The sequence below is a fragment of the Streptomyces sp. NPDC054863 genome, from assembly GCF_053610825.1.
This window is the reverse complement of sequence record NZ_JBSGZD010000166.1, coordinates 1-17244: the sequence shown is the minus strand read 5'-3', so window position 1 is coordinate 17244 and position 17244 is coordinate 1. Positions and strand designations below refer to the sequence as shown.

General features: G+C 70.5%; 17 protein-coding genes. 11 read left to right on the top strand and 6 right to left on the bottom strand.

Annotated features, from left to right (window positions below):
* Window positions 1-2319, bottom strand: a 2319-nt coding sequence (locus ACWGIG_RS25265; RefSeq protein ID WP_453323948.1) for a transglycosylase domain-containing protein, incomplete at its 3' end; no start/stop codon positions are given.
* Window positions 2320-2589: 270 nt separating this feature from the next.
* Here ACWGIG_RS25265 and ACWGIG_RS25260 point away from each other — a divergent pair.
* From ACWGIG_RS25260 to ACWGIG_RS25245, 4 genes are all read left to right on the top strand, one after another.
* A complete protein-coding gene (locus tag ACWGIG_RS25260) occupies window positions 2590-3396 on the top strand; it encodes an ABC transporter permease (RefSeq protein WP_453323950.1) in 807 nt (268 codons plus the stop codon).
* Window positions 3389-4255 (top strand): ABC transporter permease, encoded by an 867-nt coding sequence (locus tag ACWGIG_RS25255; RefSeq protein WP_453323947.1) that lies wholly within the window; start codon window positions 3389-3391, stop codon window positions 4253-4255. Before ACWGIG_RS25260 ends, ACWGIG_RS25255 begins: the two co-directional genes overlap by 8 nt.
* 73 nt (window positions 4256-4328) lie before the next feature.
* Entirely contained in the window at window positions 4329-5327 is a 999-nt protein-coding gene (locus ACWGIG_RS25250; protein WP_453323946.1) for an ABC transporter ATP-binding protein, read from the top strand.
* A 5-nt stretch (window positions 5328-5332) separates the two neighbouring features.
* Window positions 5333-5998, top strand: a complete 666-nt coding sequence (locus ACWGIG_RS25245; RefSeq protein WP_453323945.1) for a DUF1707 SHOCT-like domain-containing protein — start codon at window positions 5333-5335, stop codon at window positions 5996-5998.
* 700 nt (window positions 5999-6698) lie between these two features.
* Here ACWGIG_RS25245 and ACWGIG_RS25240 read toward each other — a convergent pair.
* Window positions 6699-8069, bottom strand: coding sequence for an SGNH/GDSL hydrolase family protein (locus ACWGIG_RS25240; RefSeq protein WP_453323944.1), 1371 nt, complete (start codon window positions 8067-8069; stop codon window positions 6699-6701).
* A 224-nt stretch (window positions 8070-8293) separates the two neighbouring features.
* Between ACWGIG_RS25240 and ACWGIG_RS25235 the strand changes: the two genes are divergently transcribed.
* Window positions 8294-9847, top strand: a complete 1554-nt coding sequence (locus ACWGIG_RS25235; RefSeq protein WP_453323943.1) for a DUF445 family protein — start codon at window positions 8294-8296, stop codon at window positions 9845-9847.
* On the opposite strand, the gene ACWGIG_RS25230 is transcribed toward ACWGIG_RS25235, so the two are convergent.
* Window positions 9817-9951 carry a hypothetical protein gene (locus ACWGIG_RS25230; RefSeq protein ID WP_453323942.1) on the bottom strand — a complete coding sequence of 45 codons (135 nt, stop codon included), beginning with the start codon at window positions 9949-9951 and terminating at the stop codon, window positions 9817-9819. The two genes, ACWGIG_RS25235 and ACWGIG_RS25230, sit on opposite strands and share 31 nt — an antisense overlap.
* A complete protein-coding gene (locus ACWGIG_RS25225) occupies window positions 9948-10736 on the bottom strand; it encodes an alpha/beta fold hydrolase (protein ID WP_453323941.1) in 789 nt (262 codons plus the stop codon). Before ACWGIG_RS25225 ends, ACWGIG_RS25230 begins: the two co-directional genes overlap by 4 nt.
* A 273-nt stretch (window positions 10737-11009) precedes the next feature.
* Here ACWGIG_RS25225 and ACWGIG_RS25220 point away from each other — a divergent pair, with 273 nt between their 5' ends.
* Window positions 11010-11876 (top strand): helix-turn-helix transcriptional regulator, encoded by an 867-nt coding sequence (locus ACWGIG_RS25220; protein ID WP_453323940.1) that lies wholly within the window; start codon window positions 11010-11012, stop codon window positions 11874-11876.
* Between the two features lie 187 nt (window positions 11877-12063).
* Here ACWGIG_RS25220 and ACWGIG_RS25215 read toward each other — a convergent pair whose 3' ends face one another.
* Complete coding sequence (locus tag ACWGIG_RS25215) at window positions 12064-12384, bottom strand: hypothetical protein (RefSeq protein WP_453323939.1); 321 nt, start codon at window positions 12382-12384, stop codon at window positions 12064-12066.
* 441 nt (window positions 12385-12825) lie between these two features.
* Here ACWGIG_RS25215 and ACWGIG_RS25210 point away from each other — a divergent pair, with 441 nt between their 5' ends.
* Window positions 12826-13284: a hypothetical protein gene (locus ACWGIG_RS25210; protein WP_453323938.1), complete on the top strand. Its 459-nt coding sequence runs from the start codon at window positions 12826-12828 to the stop codon at window positions 13282-13284.
* 13 nt (window positions 13285-13297) lie between these two features.
* Window positions 13298-13561, top strand: a complete 264-nt coding sequence (locus tag ACWGIG_RS25205) for a hypothetical protein (RefSeq protein WP_453323937.1) — start codon at window positions 13298-13300, stop codon at window positions 13559-13561.
* Between the two features lie 85 nt (window positions 13562-13646).
* Here ACWGIG_RS25205 and ACWGIG_RS25200 read toward each other — a convergent pair whose 3' ends face one another.
* Window positions 13647-14315: an excalibur calcium-binding domain-containing protein gene (locus ACWGIG_RS25200; RefSeq protein WP_453323936.1), complete on the bottom strand. Its 669-nt coding sequence runs from the start codon at window positions 14313-14315 to the stop codon at window positions 13647-13649.
* 378 nt (window positions 14316-14693) lie between these two features.
* Between ACWGIG_RS25200 and ACWGIG_RS25195 the strand changes: the two genes are divergently transcribed.
* The 3 genes from ACWGIG_RS25195 to ACWGIG_RS25185 all read left to right on the top strand — a co-directional run bounded on the left by ACWGIG_RS25195 (window position 14694) and on the right by ACWGIG_RS25185 (window position 17064).
* A complete protein-coding gene (locus tag ACWGIG_RS25195; protein WP_453323935.1) occupies window positions 14694-15059 on the top strand; it encodes a hypothetical protein in 366 nt (121 codons plus the stop codon).
* 328 nt (window positions 15060-15387) lie between these two features.
* A complete protein-coding gene (locus tag ACWGIG_RS25190) occupies window positions 15388-16488 on the top strand; it encodes an NAD(P)/FAD-dependent oxidoreductase (RefSeq protein WP_453323949.1) in 1101 nt (366 codons plus the stop codon).
* Between the two features lie 171 nt (window positions 16489-16659).
* On the top strand, window positions 16660-17064 hold the full coding sequence (locus ACWGIG_RS25185) for a hypothetical protein (RefSeq protein ID WP_453323934.1): 405 nt from the start codon (window positions 16660-16662) through the stop codon (window positions 17062-17064).
* Window positions 17065-17244: the final 180 nt, after the last annotated feature.

Here is a 17244-nt window from a genome sequence, read left to right as displayed (position 1 = left end):
GCCGGTGGACGCGCCTCCGTCGTTGCCGCCGACCTGGCCGCCGCCCGTGTCGCCTCCGGTGTCCGTACCGCCCGTGTTGGCCTGGCCGCCCTGCTGCCGGCCGCCGTCGGTGGTCGTCGTGCCGCCGTCGTCCGCGCCGGGGTCCTGGCCCGCGGTGTCGCCCGGCGGGGGCTGGACGGGCTCCTGCGGGGAGGGCGGGGGTACGACCGGGGCCTCGGCGCCCTCCTCCAGCTCCAGCTCGAAGTCCTTGGCCTCCTTGCCCTTCAGCGCGGCGGCCGTGTACTGCGCCCAGGTCTCGGCGGGGGCGCCGCCGCCGTTGACGCGCCGCTGGCCCAGCGCTCCGTACAGCGGGGTCTGGACGGCGGTGTCGGGGTCGGCGCCCATCACGGCGACGACCGTCGCCAGGTCCGGGGTGTAGCCCGCGAACCAGGCCGCCTTGTCCTCCTCGGCCGTGCCGGTCTTGCCTGCGGCCGGGCGGCCCGCGGCCCTGGCCGCCGCGCCCGTACCGCCGTCGACGACGCTCTGCAGGATCGAGGTGGTGGTGTCGGCGGCGGCGCGCGAGACGACCTGCTTGACCTCCTGCTTGGGGAGCGGGAGGTCGGTGCCGTTCTTGGAGATCTTTTCGACGAGCGTGTACGTGCCGTGCTTGCCGTGGTTGGCGAGGGTCGCGTACGCCTCGGTGATGTCGAGGACGCTCGCGGTGGCGACGCCGAGGGCGATGGAGGGGTACGCGTTGAGCTCGGGGGTCTCCTCGGGGACGCCGAGCGCGACCGCGGTCTCCTTGACCTTCTTGGGGCCGACGTCGACGGCCATCTGTGCGTAGACGGCGTTGACGGACTTGTCGGTGGCGGTGCGCACCGAGATCTGTCCGTAGGAGCGGTCGTCCTCGTTCTCGGGGGCGAAGGGGATGGAACTGCCGACGACGGGCCGCTTGTTGGTGCCGTCGTACATGGTGTTGGGGGTGATCGGGACGCCGGACTGGGTGGTCGAGCCGTTCTCGACGGCGGCGGTGAAGACGAACGGCTTGAAGGTGGAGCCGACCTGGAAGTCGCGGCGGGTCGCGTTGGAGACGTACTGCTTGGTGTAGTCGATGCCGCCGTACATGGCGACGACCTTGCCGGTCGCCGGGTCGATGGAGGCGCCGCCGACGCGGACGTTGCGGTCGGCCTTGCGCTCCTTGTCGGTCTTCTTCATGACGTTGTCCTCGACGGACTTCACGAAGGCGTCCTGGCGGGGCTTCTCCAGGGTGGTGGTGATGCGGTAGCCGCCGGTGTTGAGGGTTTCCTCGTCGATGACCTTGTTGTCGGTGAGGTGGTCCTCGACGGCCTGCACGATGTAGCCGCGCTGCCCGGAGAGTCCGGAGGCGGGCCTGGCCTGCTGCGGCTGCGGGAACTTGGTCCTCGCCCGCTCCGACGGCCTCAGCCAGCCCTCCTTGACCATGCCGTCCAGGACGTAGTTCCAGCGGGCGAGCGCCTTGCCGCGGTTCTCGGGGTGGGTGGCGACGTCGTACGCGTTGGGGGCGTTCAGCAGCGAGGCGAGGTAGGCGCCCTCGGGGGCACCGAGGTCCTCGATGTCCTTGCCGTAGTAGGCCTGCGCGGCGGCCTGGATGCCGTACGCGTTGCGGCCGAAGTAGCTGGTGTTGAGGTAGCCCTCCAGGATCGAGTCCTTGGACTCCTCCCGGTTGAGCTTGATCGCGATGAAGAACTCCTTCACCTTGCGGGTGACGGTCTGCTCCTGCGCCAGGTAGTAGTTCTTCACGTACTGCTGGGTGATCGTCGAACCCGACTGCTTGCCCTTGCCGGTGAGGGTGTTCCAGGCGGCGCGGATCATGGCCTGCGGGTCGACGGCGGGCTCGCTGTAGAAGCCGCGGTCCTCGGCGGCGAGCACCGAGTGCTGGACGGCCTTGGGGACCTGGGCGAGTTTGACGTTCTCCCGGTTGACCTCGCCGTCGCGGGCGAGCGGGGTGCCGTCGGCGTAGAGGTAGACGTTGGACTGCGCGGTGGCGGTGTCGTTCGCCTTGGGGATCTTGACCATCATGTAGCCGGCCATGAAGGCGCCGCAGAGCAGGAGCGCGACCAGCAGGAACGCCGCGAGCAGCATGCGCCAGGTGGGGATCAGCCGGCGCCAGCCCTTGCGCTTGGGGCGCTTGGGCTTCTTGCCCTTCTTGCCGGCCTGTCCGCTCGCACCGTCCGGCCCGTCCGGCCCGCTCTCCCCGGCCGCTCGGGGGTCGTCCGGGTTCGAGGCGGAGTCCGGGCCCGGGGCCGGGACGGAGGGGTCCCGGGGGGCCCAGCCCGGCGGCTGCTGTGGCTCGTCACTCATGCCTGTGAAGACTCCTCGGGCGCGGCCAGAGGTTCACACTCCGGCATAACGGTGCTGTATCGGGCGATTCGCTTGCCCCTCCATGAAACACCGTGCATTACCGCAATTCGCATTCGTCCTCGCACTCGGCGAGTAATCGCTCGCGGACGGTGACCCCGTTGGACTAGGGTCGGGCGCTTTGGTGCCGATGCAGGCGGCGAGCCAAGTGGCACAACGAGTGAGGGGGTGAGAGAGGTGCGGGTACGGGAGTTACAGGTGAGGCACACGCGGATGCGCTGGCGGTTGTACGGGCTGGTGGCGGCCGGAGGCTTCCGTAGATACGCGACATACCGGGTCGCCACGGTGGCGGGAATCTTCACCAACACCGTCTTCGGATTCATCCTCGCGTACACCTACAAAGCGCTCTGGGACCAACGGCCCGGCCTCGGCGGCTACGAGCTGCCGCAGGCCCTCGCCTACGTCTGGCTGGGCCAGGCCCTCCTGGCCGCGGCCTCGTTGATGGGCGGCGGATTCGAGGACGAGCTGATGGAACGCATCCGCACGGGTGCGATCGCCACCGACCTCTACCGCCCCGCCGACCTCCAACTGTGGTGGCTGGCGAGCGACTTGGGGCGCGGAGCGTTCCAGATCCTCGCGCGCGGGGCGCTCCCGATGGTGGCCGGGGCGCTCGCCTTCGAGGTGGCGCTGCCACCGGCGGGGTGGATGTGGCCCGCTTTCCTGGTGTCGGTGCTGTTCGCGCTGGTGGTGAGCTTCGCGCTGCGCTACCTGGTGGCGCTGAGCGCGTTCTGGCTGATGGACGGGGCGGGGGTCGCCCAACTCTCCTGGCTGGCCGGGACGTTCTTCTCCGGGATGCTGCTGCCGCTCACCCTCTTCCCCGGGCTCCTCGGCGAGGTGGCGCGGGCGCTGCCGTGGTCCGCGCTGCTCCAGGTGCCGGCGGACGTGTACCTGGGCAAGCGGACGGGGTGGGACCTGCTGGGGGCGTACGGCTTCCAAGTGGGGTGGGCGGTCGTGCTGTTGGCGTGCGGGAGGCTTCTTCAGGGAGCGGCTACGCGTCGGGTGGTGCTCCAGGGTGGCTGAGCCCGTCGAGGTGCGGGGCGCCCCGTGGGCGGCCAAGGGCCGGATGTCGCTGCTGCGGGACGGGGTGCGGGCGTACGGGCTGATCGCGGCGATGTGGATCCGCTCGACGATGGCGTACCGGGTGTCCTTCCTCATGACGACGCTCGGCAGCTTCGCGGGGACCGGCCTCGACTTCGTCGCCGTACTGCTGATGTTCCAGCACGTCGACAGGCTCGGCGGGTTCTCGCTGGGCGAGGTGGCGTTCGTGTACGGGCTGGCGGGGTCGGCGTTCGGGTTCGCCGACCTGGTGATGGGGATGATGGGGCGCCTCGGCGAGAAGGTGCGCGACGGCACGCTCGACGCGCTGCTCGTACGGCCCGCGCCGGTGCTCGCGCAGGTGGCGGCGGACCGGTTCGCACTGCGCAGACTGGGACGGACGGCGCAGGGTCTTGCGGTGCTGGCCTACGGGATCACGCAGTTGGAGGGTGTGGACTGGACGCCGCTCAAGGTGCTGATGGTGCCGATGATGCTGCTGAGCGGCGGGGCGATCTTCGCGGCGGTGTTCACGATGGGCGGCGCGTTCCAGTTCTGGGCGCAGGACGCGGCGCAGGTGCAGGCGGCGTTTACCTTCGGGGGGAACACGCTGCTCCAGTACCCGCCGACGGTGTTCGCGAAGGAGCTCGTGCGGGGGGTCACCTTCGTGCTCCCGCTGGCCTTCGTGAACTGGGTTCCCGCGATGTACGTGCTCGGGCGGCCGTACCCGCTCGCCGTGCCGGACTGGTTCGCCTTCCTGCCGCCGGTGGTGGCGGTGCTGTTCTGGGTGGCGGCGGGGCTGCTGTGGCGGGCGGGGCTGAGGTCGTACCGGAGCACGGGGAGCTGAGGGCGGACAGCGCGGATCTCGATACGACGGATGAGGGCGGACAGGGCGGATCTCGATACGGATGAGGGCGGACATGGGCGATCTGGGCACGGGCGATCTGATCGAGCTGGAAGGCATCGAGAAGGTCTTCGACGTGCGACGCAGGACGGGCTTCATGCGGCGTGAGAAGCGGCAGGTCAGAGCCGTCGACGGGATCAGCTTCACGATCCCGCGCGGCGAGATGGTCGGCTACATCGGCCCCAACGGCGCGGGCAAGTCCACCACCATCAAGATGCTGACCGGCATCCTCACGCCGAGCGGCGGCCGGCTGCGCGTCGCGGGCATCGACCCCTCCCGCGAACGCACCCGTCTCGCGCAGCGCATCGGCGTCGTCTTCGGCCAGCGCACGACCCTCTGGTGGGACCTCCCCCTCAAGGACTCGTACCGCCTGATGCACCGCATGTACCGGATCCCCGACGAGAGGTTCGCCGCGAACATGGCCCGGTGCGTCGAACTCCTCGACCTGGCCGAGCTGTTGGACGTACCCGTACGGCAGCTCTCGCTCGGGCAGCGGATGCGCGGCGACATCGCGGCGGCCCTCCTGCACGACCCGGAGGTCCTCTACCTGGACGAGCCGACGATCGGCCTGGACGTCGTGTCGAAGTCCAAGGTCCGGGAGTTCCTCCGCGACCTGAACGTCGAGAACGGCACCACCATCCTGCTCACCACCCACGACCTGACCGACATCGAGCAGCTGTGCAAGCGCGTGATGGTCATCGACCACGGGCGGCTGATGTACGACGGCGCGCTGGCCGGGCTGCACGAGGTGGGGGAGAGCGAGCGCACCCTGGTGATCGACCTGGAGCGCGAACTCCCGCCGGTCGAGACGGACTTGGCGCGGGTGGTGAAGGTGGAGGGGCCGCGCCAGTGGCTGTCCTTCCCGGCGTCGGTTTCGGCGGCGCCACTGGTGGCTCAACTGGCAGCCGCGTACCCCCTGTTGGACCTCTCGGTGCGGGAGCCGGACATCGAGGCGGTGATCGCGAAAATGTACGCCGGTGGGACGGGCGGGGCAACGGGCGCCCGGCTAGGGTGACTTGTATGACCAGTGACCTTCCTGAACTCCGGGCATCGGACGCCGACCGCGAGCGGATAGCCGAGGTGCTGCGCGATGCGGTCGCCGAGGGGCGGCTCGACATGGAGGAGTTCGACGAGCGGCTGGGTGCGGCGTACACGTCGCGTACGCAGGCCGAACTCCAGCTCCTCGTAAGGGACCTGCCGGTGTCGGCAGGGGCGGCGCCGACAGTGCTTCCCGCTCATGCGGCGGGCGGGGCGGGCGACGGGGTGGAGGCCTGGTCGGGCAGGGTGGGGGTCCCCGCCACCTCCAAGGGGGCGTTCGCCTTCTGGGGCGGGTTCAAGCGGTGGGGCCAATGGAGCGTGGCGCGCCGCTTCACCGCGTTCGCGATGTGGGGCGGCGGCGAGATCGACCTGCGCGAGGCGCGCTTCGAGGACCGCGAAGTGGTGATCCGATGCATCACGATCATGGGCGGCATCGTGGTCAAGGTCCCGCCGGAGCTGACCGTGCAGGTCTCCGGCATCGGCATCATGGGCGACTTCGACGACAAGGCCACGGGCCAGGGCACCCCGGGCTCCCCGATGGTCAAGGTCACGGGCTTCGCGCTGATGGGCGGCGTGGGAGTGGAACGCAAACTCCGCAAGTCGGACAAGCAGCGCTTGAAGGCGGAACGCCGCAAGGAACTGGACTGAGGGGCGGGAGCGCCTCCGCCCGGATAGCACCCCCGCCCCCACCCGCACCAACAGTGCGCCCGCACGGTCCCGGACGTCCGGGGCCCGGCACCGTGCATCCGGATCCCGGCGCCGCACATCCCGGACCCGGCCCGGCCCGGTGCCTGGCACCGAGCGTCCGGTGCCTGGCACCGAGCGTCCGGGGCCTGGCACCTGAGCGTCCGGGGCCCGTGTACCGCGTGCCGGTGGCCTGGCAACGTGTGCCCGGGGTGTGGCGCCGCGTACCAGGGTCCCGGCGCCGCCCATGCGGGGCCTGGCGCCGGGTACCTGGGTCTCGGGGCCTGGCACCTGAGCGTCCGGGGCCTGTGTACCGCGTGCCCGGGGCCTGGCGCCGTGAGCCCGGGTGTGGAACCGCTTACCGAGGGCGTGGTGCCGCGCATGCGTGGCCTGGCGCCGTGTGCCTGGGTCTCGGCATCGTGTACCCGGGGCACGGCGCCGCGCGTGCGGGGCCCGCGTACCGCGCATCCGTGGCCCGGGGGCCTGGTACCGCGTAACCCGGGGGCCGGATCCCGCACCGGCCTCCCGGGGCCAGGCTCGGCCCGGGGCCAGGCTCGGCCCGGGGCCAGGCTCGGCCCGGTGCCCGGTGCCCGGTGCCCGGTGCCCGGTGCCCGGTGCCCGGTGCCCGGTGGTGCCTGCCGTCCGCCGCCCTAGGCCCTACGCGTTACGCCCCCACTCCCACCTCTGCTCCGGCCCCGCCCCGTACCTGATTCCCGCCCCGCAGTACCCGCAGGTCCACCCACTGGCCCATCCGCCGGTAGCCCTCGTCGCCCGGGTGCAGGTGGTCTCCCGAGTCGTACGCCGCCAGCATCCGTGTCGGTGCGTACGGGTCCCGTACCGCCCGGTCGAAGTCCACGACGCCGTCGAACACCCGCCCCGCCCGGATCTCCTCGTTCACCGCCTGCCGCACGGCCTCCCGCTCCGGCGTCCAGGACGAATGCCCGCCGAACGGCAGGAGCGTGCCGCCCACCACCCGCTGCTGCCGCGCGTGCCCCTGACGTACGAGCTCGCGCAGCCCCGTCACGATCCGGCCCGGATCGTACTCGTGCGGCGGCGCGATGATGTCGTTGATCCCCAGCAGCACCACGGTCACCCGGACGCCGGGCCGGTCCGCTGCGTCCGCGGCGAACCGGGAGAGTCCGCTCGGCCCGCGGTTGTCGCTCAGCAGCCGGTTCCCGCTGATCCCCTGGTTCAGCACGCCGTAGTGCGGCGCCCCGGGCTCGGCCCGCAGCCGGTCGGACAGCACGTCCGGGTAGCGCCGGTTGGCGTCGAGCGTGGACGATATCCCGTCCGTGATCGAGTCGCCGAAGAGCACCACGGCGCCGTCCGCGTCCGGATTCAGCACGTCGACGCCGGTCACGTAGCGGTAGTTGTTGGTCCGGCCGCGGAACGCGCCGCCCGAGGGGTCCTCGGTGTGGTCGCCGACCGCCGTGTACCCGGTCTGCCGGGCGTGCGGGTGGTAGGTGACCGAGCCGCTCGGAGCCGCGGAGTAGAGGGTGACCAGGAGCTCGGCGTCGTACGGCACCTTGATCGCCGTACGGTCGCCGACGACGGACCCACCGGCCGGAATGGTCACGGACGGCTTCCCGCGGAAGGTCACGGGCCGCATGGTGCCGGGCTCGGCGGCCGGGGCGCCGGAGGCCGCCGCGACGGCGATCGACGCGTGCGAGACGACCAGCGGCTTGTCGCCGAAGCGGTTGGACAGGGTGATGCGGGCACTGGTGCCGCCGATGCTGGTGTGCACGACGTTACGTACGGAACGCCCGGGAAGCCCGCGCTGGGTACGCGGTTCCGGGCCGACGGGGGAGGCGGACCAGGTGCCGATCCACTGGCCGCCGCCGGCGGGCCGCAGCTCCGTACCGTTGCCGTGCCGGCCTCCGTCGCCACGGCCGTGCTGTGCGTCACGCCCCTCGCGCGCACCGCGCGGGGGGTCGTCGCCGGTCATCAGCCCGGTGAGGGCGAAGATGCCGCAGGAGATCAAGACGACCACTGCTGCCAGACCGGCCAGCAGGGCATAACCATTGCGCCTGGTCATGCGGTGGGGGGCTCCTCATCAATCATTCGAACTGATCACCATGATGCGGTATGACGTCGGGAAGGGAGACGTCGGGAACTCCAGGTGCGTTCCGGGAGTAGGTCAGGTAGGGACATTGCGTACGGGTCTTCACGTACGGACGTACTGGGATACGGGTACGGGCACGAGCACGGGCGGCAGCGCCGTCATCGGTACGGCACGGGCGAGCGGAGTGGGCGGAGCGGATGGAACGTACAGACAACGGTGCGACCGAACGGGAGGCACGCGGGGGGCCTGAGGGACCTGCGGGGACCGGGGGACCCGAGGGATCCGTGAGGCCCGGTGGACACACGTCGGGCCCCTCGCTTCCCGCACGCCCCGAAAGCCCCTCCGGCAAGGGCTCCTCCTCCGAAAGCCCCTCCGGCAAGGGCTCCTCCTCCGAAAGCCTCTCCGGCAAGGGCTCCTCCTCCGAAGGTCCCCAGGGCTCCTCCTCCGACGGCCCCCCGGCAAAGGCTGCCCGTCCCGCCGCCCGCCCACCCTTCGCCTTCAGCGAGGCGGACGAGGAGAAGCGTCAGGGCGTCCGCCGGATGAAGGCGACGGCAACCGGCCTCCTCATCCTGGTCGCCCTGATCTACGTCCTCGCCAAGTGGGCGCAGCACAGCGGCTTCACGGGCTGGCCCGGCTACGTCGCGGCGGCGGCGGAGGCCGGAATGGTGGGTGCGATGGCCGACTGGTTCGCGGTCACGGCCCTCTTCAAGCACCCCCTGGGCATCCCCATCCCGCACACCGCGATCATCCCCACCAAGAAGGACCAACTGGGCGTCTCCCTGGGCTCCTTCGTGGGGGAGAACTTCCTCTCCGAGGACGTCATCAAGGCCCGCCTGGCCCCCCTCGACCTGGGCGGCCGGCTGGGCGCCTGGCTCGCCGAACCCGCCCACGCCGACCGGGTCACCGAAGAACTCGCCACCGCGCTGCGCGGCGCGCTCACCGTCCTGCGCGACTCCGACGTACAAGCCGTCGTGGGCGAGGCGATCACCCGCCGCGCGGACGCCGCCGAAATCGCCCCCGGCCTGGGCAAGGCTCTGGGCAAGGTGGTCGCGGACGGCGCCCACCACCGCGCGGTCGACCTCATCTGCACCCGCGCCCACGACTGGCTCGTCGAACACGGCGACTCCGTCATGGACGCGGTCCAGGGCGGCGCCCCCGGCTGGACCCCCCGGTTCGTGGACCGCAAGATCGGCGACCGCGTCTACCGAGAACTCCTCCGGTTCATCACCGAAATACGGGACATGCCGACCCACCCGGCCCGCGGCGCCATCGACCGTTTCCTGTCCGACTTCGCCACCGACCTGCAGTCCGACTCCGACACCCGGGCCCGTACCGAACGCCTCAAGTCGGAGATCCTCAACCGCCCCGAAGTCCAGGACGTCATCGCCTCCGCGTGGTCCGCGGTCCGCTCGATGATCATCGCCGCCGCCGACGACGACCAGTCCGAACTCCGGCTCCGCGTCCGGGCCTCCCTCATCTCCCTCGGCGCCCGCCTGGCCACGGACGGCCGCCTCCAGCGCAAGCTCGAAGGCTGGGTGGAGGGAGCGGCGGTCTACGTCATCACCACCTACCGCTCCGAGATCACGTCCCTGATCACGGACACGGTCGCCGGCTGGGACGCCGACCACACCTCGAAGAAGATCGAGGCCCACATCGGCCGCGACCTCCAGTTCATCCGCATCAACGGAACGGTGGTGGGCGCGCTGGTGGGGCTGCTGATCTACACGGTGTCGAGGGCGTTCGGCGCGTAGAAGGCGGGGCGGGGCGGAAGCGGGAGCCGGGCGGCCCGGCGACGGGTGAAGCTCTGCTCCAGGCACTGGTCGAAGGGCTGGACCGGCTTGGTGGGGCGGGTCACGCCACGTGGAGGAATCCCCCCACCACTTTGGTGAACTCGTCCGCCTTCTCGAAGAACATGACGTGCCCTGCGTCGATCTCGGCGTAGGCGCTGTCCGGGATCGCCGAGTTGAGGGCGCGGCTGTGCTCGATGGGGACCGTAGCGTCCTGCGTGGCGCCGAGCACCAGGGTAGGGGCCTGGACGCGGGGCAGCAGGTGGCGGATGTCGATGCGGCTGTCGAGGTCGACGTGACGCAGGGTGCCTGGCGTGGGCGGCATGTTGGGGATCAGTGCTTCCACCTGGGCGCGGCCGATGGTGTTGAGGAAGGCGCGGCTGAAGCCGGTCATGGTGACGCTGCGGCCGAAGGCCGCCGGGTCACTGTGGCCGAGCTGCTTCCACAGGGTGAACAGGTTGCGCAGGTACTCGTCGCCGTCGGTGTGTGCCCAGCCGGCGGCCAGGACGAGACGCCGTACGAGGTCGGGTCGCAGCGCGGCCACGGCTGCGGTGACCGGGGCGCCCATGGAGAAGCCGAGCAGGTCCACGGGGCCCGTGCCGGCATCCTCGATGACAGCGATCACTTGGGCGGCCAGGTACTCGACGGTCAGCGGTGCCCCGGTGTCGGTGGTGAGGTCGGTGCCGGACAGGTCCGGAGTGATCACGGTGTGGGTCGCGGCGAACCGGGGGGCGATTTCGCCCCAGGTCAGGCCGGCGCCTGCGGAGCCGGTGCCGTGCACGAGGACGAGAGCGGGACCTGAGCCGGTGGACTCGTAGTGGACCTGGGCGTCGGCGACAGTGACGGTGGCCATGGAGGGTTCTCCTCGGTCGGGAAACGACGGTGGGCGGGAACGGCGGTAAGCGGAGACGACGGTGAGCGGTCGCATGAGGCCGGATGCTCCGGCCTTGCGGTGACCACCACCCTGCCGCCGTACGACCAGGGGCGGCAGAGACCTGCTGACCCTGGGATCGGCAGTCCCTGGTTCGGCTGCGGACCCTGGGATCGGCAGTCCCTGGTTCGGCCGCGGACCCTGGGATCTCCAGTCCCTGGTTCGGCTGCGGTCGGGTCGTGCAGGATGACCGTCATGCTGATCAACCGCCGTGACCTCGCCGACTTCCTACGTCGCCAAAGAGACCGGGTCCGCCCGCACGACGTGGGGCTGACGCCCGGCCCCCGGCGCCGGACACCGGGGCTGCGGCGTGAGGAGGTTGCCCAGTTGGCCGGGATGTCGGCCGACTACTACATCCGCCTGGAGCAGGCGCGTGGACCGCAGCCCTCCGCGTCCATGCTGGCCGCGCTCGCCCGCGCTCTGCGTCTGACCGCGGACGAGCGGGACCACCTCCATCTGCTGGCGGGCCACCCGCCGCCCGCGGCCCACACCGATACCGGCCACGTCAGCCCCGGGCTGCTGCACCTGCTCGACCAGTTGCCCACCACGCCGGCGCAGGTGGTGAGCGATCTCGGTGACGTCCTCGCCCAGAACGCCATCGCCGAGGCCCTGTTCAGCGGGGTGTGCACCGTCTCCGAACACGGCCGCAACATCGTGTGGCGCTGGTTCACCCAACCCTCCGTCCGGGCCGCCTACCCACCCGAGGAGCACGATCACTACAGCCGTCTGCACGTCGCCGATCTGCGGGCCGCGGTGGCCCGGCGCGGCACCGACATCGCGGCGACCCGGCTCCTGGAGCGACTGCGGGCGGCCAGCGAGGAGTTCTGCGCGCTGTGGGAACTCCACGAGGTGGCGGTGCGCAGGCACACCCGGATGCGCGTCCTCCACGACGAACTGGGCTTCATCGATCTCGACTGCCAGGTACTGCTGGCTCCCGAGGGCGACCACCGGCTGGTCCTCTACACCCCGCCGCCCGGCAGCGACACCAGCGACCACCTCGCCCTCCTCCAGGTCATCGGCACCCAACAGTTCACCACTGCGGCCGACTTCGGCGAGAGCTGAGAATTTCCACCAGAACTTCTCGGCAAGGTGCCCGGGTCCTTCAGGACCAGGGTGAATGCCGTCTCAGGGCCAGAGTCAATGCCGACTCAGGACCGATCCGACCGGCAGGCGGCGGCAGGCGGCGGCCCGAAAACAGCGCCGGGGCGGACGGGCCCTCCCGTCCACCCCGCCGCATTACGCGTGGCCCCTACTTCGCGCAGCGCTTCCCGCCACCGCACCGCGTGGCAGCCCAAGAAGCCGCAGCAACCCCACCCGCCACGGCGAACACCGCAGGCCAGGCCCCGACCTTCTTCGCCAACGGGTGCGAGCCCGCGAACCCGGCCACGTACAACCCGGTCAGCCCGGCCGCGACCTTCCCCCCGGCCTCCTGCTGCCACTGCCGAGCAGCCACAGCCCCGGCCGCGGCGAGCGCCACCCCGCCCAACGGCCGCTTCTTGGTCCAACGGGCAACCCCGTAACCCCCCACCAACCCGGTGGCGGCAACGACGGATGCGGGCACCTTGGCCATGACTCATGCCTCCTGATTTGCTGCGCCGATCTGCGCGCGACTCTGTCCCCCGAGGCTAACGACCGCTCCGGCCCGACCGGATCCGGGCCCCGTCACCGGCTGACGTCGTCAGGAGCGGTCGGACCCGGGCCCCTCCACCGGCTGACTCCGTGAGCAGCGGGGTCACCGTGGGCCGTCGGCCGAGGCGGTCGGGATGTTGACCTGCGGACGAGGTGCGTCACGCGATCTTCCGCACACCCACGCCCACCGCGTGGCCGGGAGCCCCGGGCGCGGATTCGTTACTCCTGATGAGCCGGGACCAGCTCCCACGACGGACGGTGGCGCTGGTCACGCAGAGCCACCCACAGGGCTGGTTCGAGGCATGTGCCAGAACCGGAGTCAGCCGCTCGTAGTGATGTCAGCTCAATGGTTCAAACGAGCAGGGGTGGCCTGATGCAGATCATGGACGTAACTCGAAACGTGCTGGTAGCAGCACTCGCGGCGGCCTTCACCGTTTCCGTCGCCGCCGCGCCGGCCCACGCCTCGGCGGTCGGGTCAAGCGCGGTGAACTCCTTCTCGTACACGGCCGGGGGAGCGACGGTGAAGGTACCGACGGGGTGCTTCTTCACCCACATCATCAAGGGGAGCGGTAAGAGGATCCAGCACCAGAATGCGGGCGTGGACTGCGGGTTCGTCGCCGCTCTGGGGCCCGGCTTCTGCAATTGGCGGATCGACTTCACCTACGCGGACATGAACAACGCGACGTACAAGACATCCCGGGGCAAGACGCACCCCGAGTGCAAGATTGACCACATGAGGAACAACTCGCCCCAGATGCCCCCGCGTTACGGAAAGGCGTGCACGCATCTCTACGTCAACGGAACCCGCCGGTCCAGCCAGTGCCACTACATCAAGAAGTGAGCAGCGACTCAGGGTGAACGCGAATCAACCGCAGGAGCGCCGCCGACTCCTCAAGGGCATCGCCTTCGTGGCGGGCCTGCTCGGATCACTCGCGTTCTTCGGGTTCTTCCCGGGACTGCCGCATGTGATCGACGGCGGGGCGGTCCTGGTGTCGGTGGGCGTCGGGGCGCTGGCCGCCTGGGCATACGGACGATGGACCGACAGGACCGACAAGGGCAACAGGACCGACAGGACCAACAAGGCCGCCAGCGCCGACGGGACCGACCGGACCGGCTGAGCCGCCCACGGCTCCGGGTGCTGCCGCCCCCTGAACCCGGCGGCACCCGGGTGCCCCCGGGTACCCGGGCGATCCGCATCAGCACCTACAACGCGCAAGCCACCCCGTCCCCGTCCCGGTCCAGGTGGCGGCCGAAGCCGGGGTCGCCCCGCCGGATCGGTGCGGCGCCGGCGGCCCGTACCGCCGAACAGTTCTTGAAGTACGTCTTGGCCTTGGTCTCCGTCTTCGCCTTCTTCGTCGCCTTCGCCGGGGGCTTCCTGTCCCTGGCCGGGGCGGGTGCGGCGGTATTCATGGTGACCCGCACAACTGCCGTAGCTTCCAAGGGGGTTGAGAGCACGCTCGCACCCTCCCCCTTGACCTTCACCTTGTACGTGACGTCGTCCTCGCCCACGTACGAGGCGTTCGGCGTGTAGGTGACGCGGGTCCCGCTGAGTACGGCGGTGCCGTGCCGGGGCTTGCCGTCAAGGGTCAGTACGTAATCGGGCTTGCTCACGGCCGTGAGGAACGGTGCGCCCGCCGCGCCCCCGTCCTTCGCGAAGGTGTCGTTGGCCAACACCTCCACCACGACCCGCCTCCCGCCGTCCGTGCTCTTCGCGTCGTCGATGAGCTGGAGTACGGGCGGATGGGTGGCGGCAGCCGCCTTCACGACCTCCGCGTCCCCGCCCGCCTTCGTGTCCGCACCCTTCTCGTCGGCCGAAGCGCCCCCTTCGCACCCGACCAGCGCCGCGGCCAACACCACAGCAGCCCCACTCACCACAGCTGTGTGCCGACGTGCGGCACCCCTCACCCACCACATGCGAACTCCAAGGCATCCGTCCGAAAGCTCACAGTCCGCAAGACCGATGGCTCGAAGTTGCGCAAGGTACGCCACTGGCCGCTCATGCAACAGCCCACCCACAAGTCACCTCCTATCTCCCGCAAGGGTCATGAAATGGGGCAAGTCGCCCGGGGCCTAAGGGTGAGGGAGTGAGTGGCGGGGGGGCGGCGGTGCTGGGGTGACGCAGTGACCGGGAAGTGACCGATATGTCACCGAGTGCGGGGACTGTTCGTGCAGGCACTGATCGTGCAGGCACTGATCGTGCAGGCGCTGAAAGTGCCTCGTCGAGCGCCACACCGAACAATGGAGGACCCCATGAACGCCACCCCCAGGCGAAGCCGCCTCGGCAAAGCCGCCCTCGGTCTTGTGACCGCACTCGCCCTGTCCGTCTCCCTGACCGGTGCCTCCGCCGCCTCCGCCGCTCCGCAGGAGAGCAGCGAGGCCGCCGCGTGCCTGGTGATCGTCGAGCAGGGTGAGAAGCCGCCGACCAGCTTCAACCGCTGGGCCAAGGTGCACAACGAGTGCGGTCGAGACATCGCTCTGGTGACCGTCCAGCTCGACTACCACGTGGATCCCACGTGCACCCCGATCGCCGCAGGCGGCTATGCGGTCTACTCCTGGATCGTCACTCCCCAGGAGAACGCCTTGGCGACATACGCCTACGAATGCCCCGGCCCCTGACCGCCCGTCCACCCGCCAGCAGTAGCAGGCCGGTCCCGGCTTTCCACGGCCAGCCCCACGGCCCGGTCCCACGGTGCGGTGGCGCGTCACACCGCAGCGCCGTGGGGTCGGGCCGGCCGCCGCAGCCCTCCCGGGGCGGTCCGCCGCGACCGACCAGCCGCCGCCAATCTTGCCGATCCGGCAACACCAATTGCCAAAAACGCACGTACGGAGCGACCGTGACAGCAGCAAGAGACCCGCCGGACAGCGCCCCCGCTACCCGCCGGACCACGCCTCACGGCAGGAGATCACCGTGCTCAATCCTCCCGACGCACCCCAGCCCAAGGCCGTGCCCCAGGTCCCCGACGCTCCCCAGCCCCCCGAGCACTTCGACGTCGTCGTCATCGGTGCGGGCGCCGCCGGGCTCAGCGCCGCGCTCATCCTCGGCCGCTCCCGCCGCTCCGTACTCGTCGTCGATGCCGGACACCCGCGCAACGTCCCTGCGGCGCACATGCAGGGATACCTGGGCCGGGACGGCATGCCGCCCAGTGAGTTCCTCGCCGTCGGCAGGGAGGAAGTTCAGCGGTACGGCGTCCGCCTCACCACGGACGAGGTCACCGACATCACCGCGCACGGCGACGGGGGAGGCGAATCCGCCGCCGCAGGTCAATCCGCCGCCGTCGGCGAATTCGACGTCCACCTCCTGAACGCCCCCTCCGTCCAAGCCCGCCGCATCATCGTTGCCACCGGCCTCGTCGACGAGCTGCCCGACATCCCGGGCCTCGCCGAACGCTGGGGTCGCGACGTCCTGCACTGCCCGTACTGCCACGGCTGGGAGGTGCGCGACCGTGCCTTCGGCGTCCTCGCCCACCCCACGCTCGGCGCCCACCAGGCCCTCCTCCTGACCCAGTGGTCCCAGAACGTCACCCTCTTCCTGCACGACCTCGACGTCACCGAACTGCCCGAAGGCCAGCGCGCACAGCTCAAGGCGGCAGGCATCCCGATCGTCGAAGGACGGGTCGCCCAGCTCGTCGCGGCGAACGACACGGACGCGGGCACAGGCACAGGCACAGGCACGGATACGGGCAGGGGCACGGGCACAGGAACAGGCACGGACGCAGGCGCCCTCACCGGCCTGCGCCTCGTACAGGGCGACGGAGCCCAGGGCGATGTCATCCCCCTGGACGTCCTCTTCGCCGCCGGACGGCCCGTCCCCCGAGACTCCCTGCTGCGCCGCCTCGGCGCCCGTACCGCACCCACCCCCGTCGGCCCCTACCCCGAGGTCGACCCCACCGGCCGTACCAGCGTCCCCGGCGTCTGGGCCGTCGGCAACGCCGCAGGCCCGACCGAGCAGGTCGTCAACGCCGCAAGCGCCGGCTACCGCGCGGGCGTGACCATCAACGCCGAGCTGACCTTCCTCGACCTGGACCGCCTGACGAACGGGGCCTGACACCACGTGTGTGGGAGCCGACCGAGCAGGCTGCTAGGTCGTGTCTGATGGGTCGGTGACGCGCCGGACTGCCGATCGTTGCGGGGTTGGCTCACACAGAGACAAACCCTTGTGATGGGACGCCAGTCAAACGTTAGTGTTACGTGAGCGGCATTCCGCATGATCGTGCCCATGAACAAGATCAAATCCGCGTTCGTCGCGACCGCGATCCTTGCTGGTATGGGCGTCATGGCCACACCGGCCCAGGCGAGTGAATGCAGCCGCGCCGGTGGTATCTACATTTGCGAGTACGGAGTCACCACCGCGAAGCTGAGCGGTGGCATCCGCCAGGAATTCATCATCGGCCTGGACAGGGCGGTGTGGACGCGCTGGACCAACTCGTCCGGAAGCTGGGGCCCTTGGCAAACCATGGGCGGACAGGCGAAGAGCAAGGTCTACATCGATGATCACCTGCCCGGCGGCACCGACGACTTCCTCATCTGCGTCATAGGCGACGACGGGAAGACGTGGTTCCGCGGCCACGATCGACAGACGGGACACTGGAGCGACTGGGCCCTCCTCGGGGGCGATGTGTAAGACGGTGCTGATCTCTCGGCCCGCAGCTCAGCGGGTCGAGAGGCTCACAACGTCTAGGGGGTGTCCGGTGAGTCGCACCACTCACCCGACACCCCCTAAGTCGCGCAGCCCACGCCGTCCCCCGCGCGCGCCAGATGACCGGCGTAAACGGGCCCGCCCCGCCGGATAGGTGCGGCGCCC

Excerpts from the sequence above, each read along its gene's own strand:
- ACWGIG_RS25195 (WP_453323935.1), top strand. The coding sequence starts at position 14,694 with ATGAACGCCACCCCCAGGCGAAGCCGCCTCGGCAAAGCCGCCCTCGGT.
- ACWGIG_RS25235 (WP_453323943.1), top strand. The coding sequence starts at position 8,294 with ATGGAACGTACAGACAACGGTGCGACCGAACGGGAGGCACGCGGGGGG.
- ACWGIG_RS25250 (WP_453323946.1), top strand. The coding sequence starts at position 4,329 with ATGGGCGATCTGGGCACGGGCGATCTGATCGAGCTGGAAGGCATCGAG.
- ACWGIG_RS25260 (WP_453323950.1), top strand. The coding sequence starts at position 2,590 with ATGCGCTGGCGGTTGTACGGGCTGGTGGCGGCCGGAGGCTTCCGTAGA.
- ACWGIG_RS25225 (WP_453323941.1), bottom strand. The coding sequence starts at position 10,736 with ATGGCCACCGTCACTGTCGCCGACGCCCAGGTCCACTACGAGTCCACC.
- ACWGIG_RS25245 (WP_453323945.1), top strand. The coding sequence starts at position 5,333 with ATGACCAGTGACCTTCCTGAACTCCGGGCATCGGACGCCGACCGCGAG.
- ACWGIG_RS25215 (WP_453323939.1), bottom strand. The coding sequence starts at position 12,384 with ATGGCCAAGGTGCCCGCATCCGTCGTTGCCGCCACCGGGTTGGTGGGG.
- ACWGIG_RS25220 (WP_453323940.1), top strand. The coding sequence starts at position 11,010 with ATGCTGATCAACCGCCGTGACCTCGCCGACTTCCTACGTCGCCAAAGA.
- ACWGIG_RS25210 (WP_453323938.1), top strand. The coding sequence starts at position 12,826 with ATGGACGTAACTCGAAACGTGCTGGTAGCAGCACTCGCGGCGGCCTTC.
- ACWGIG_RS25240 (WP_453323944.1), bottom strand. The coding sequence starts at position 8,069 with ATGACCAGGCGCAATGGTTATGCCCTGCTGGCCGGTCTGGCAGCAGTG.
- ACWGIG_RS25185 (WP_453323934.1), top strand. The coding sequence starts at position 16,660 with ATGAACAAGATCAAATCCGCGTTCGTCGCGACCGCGATCCTTGCTGGT.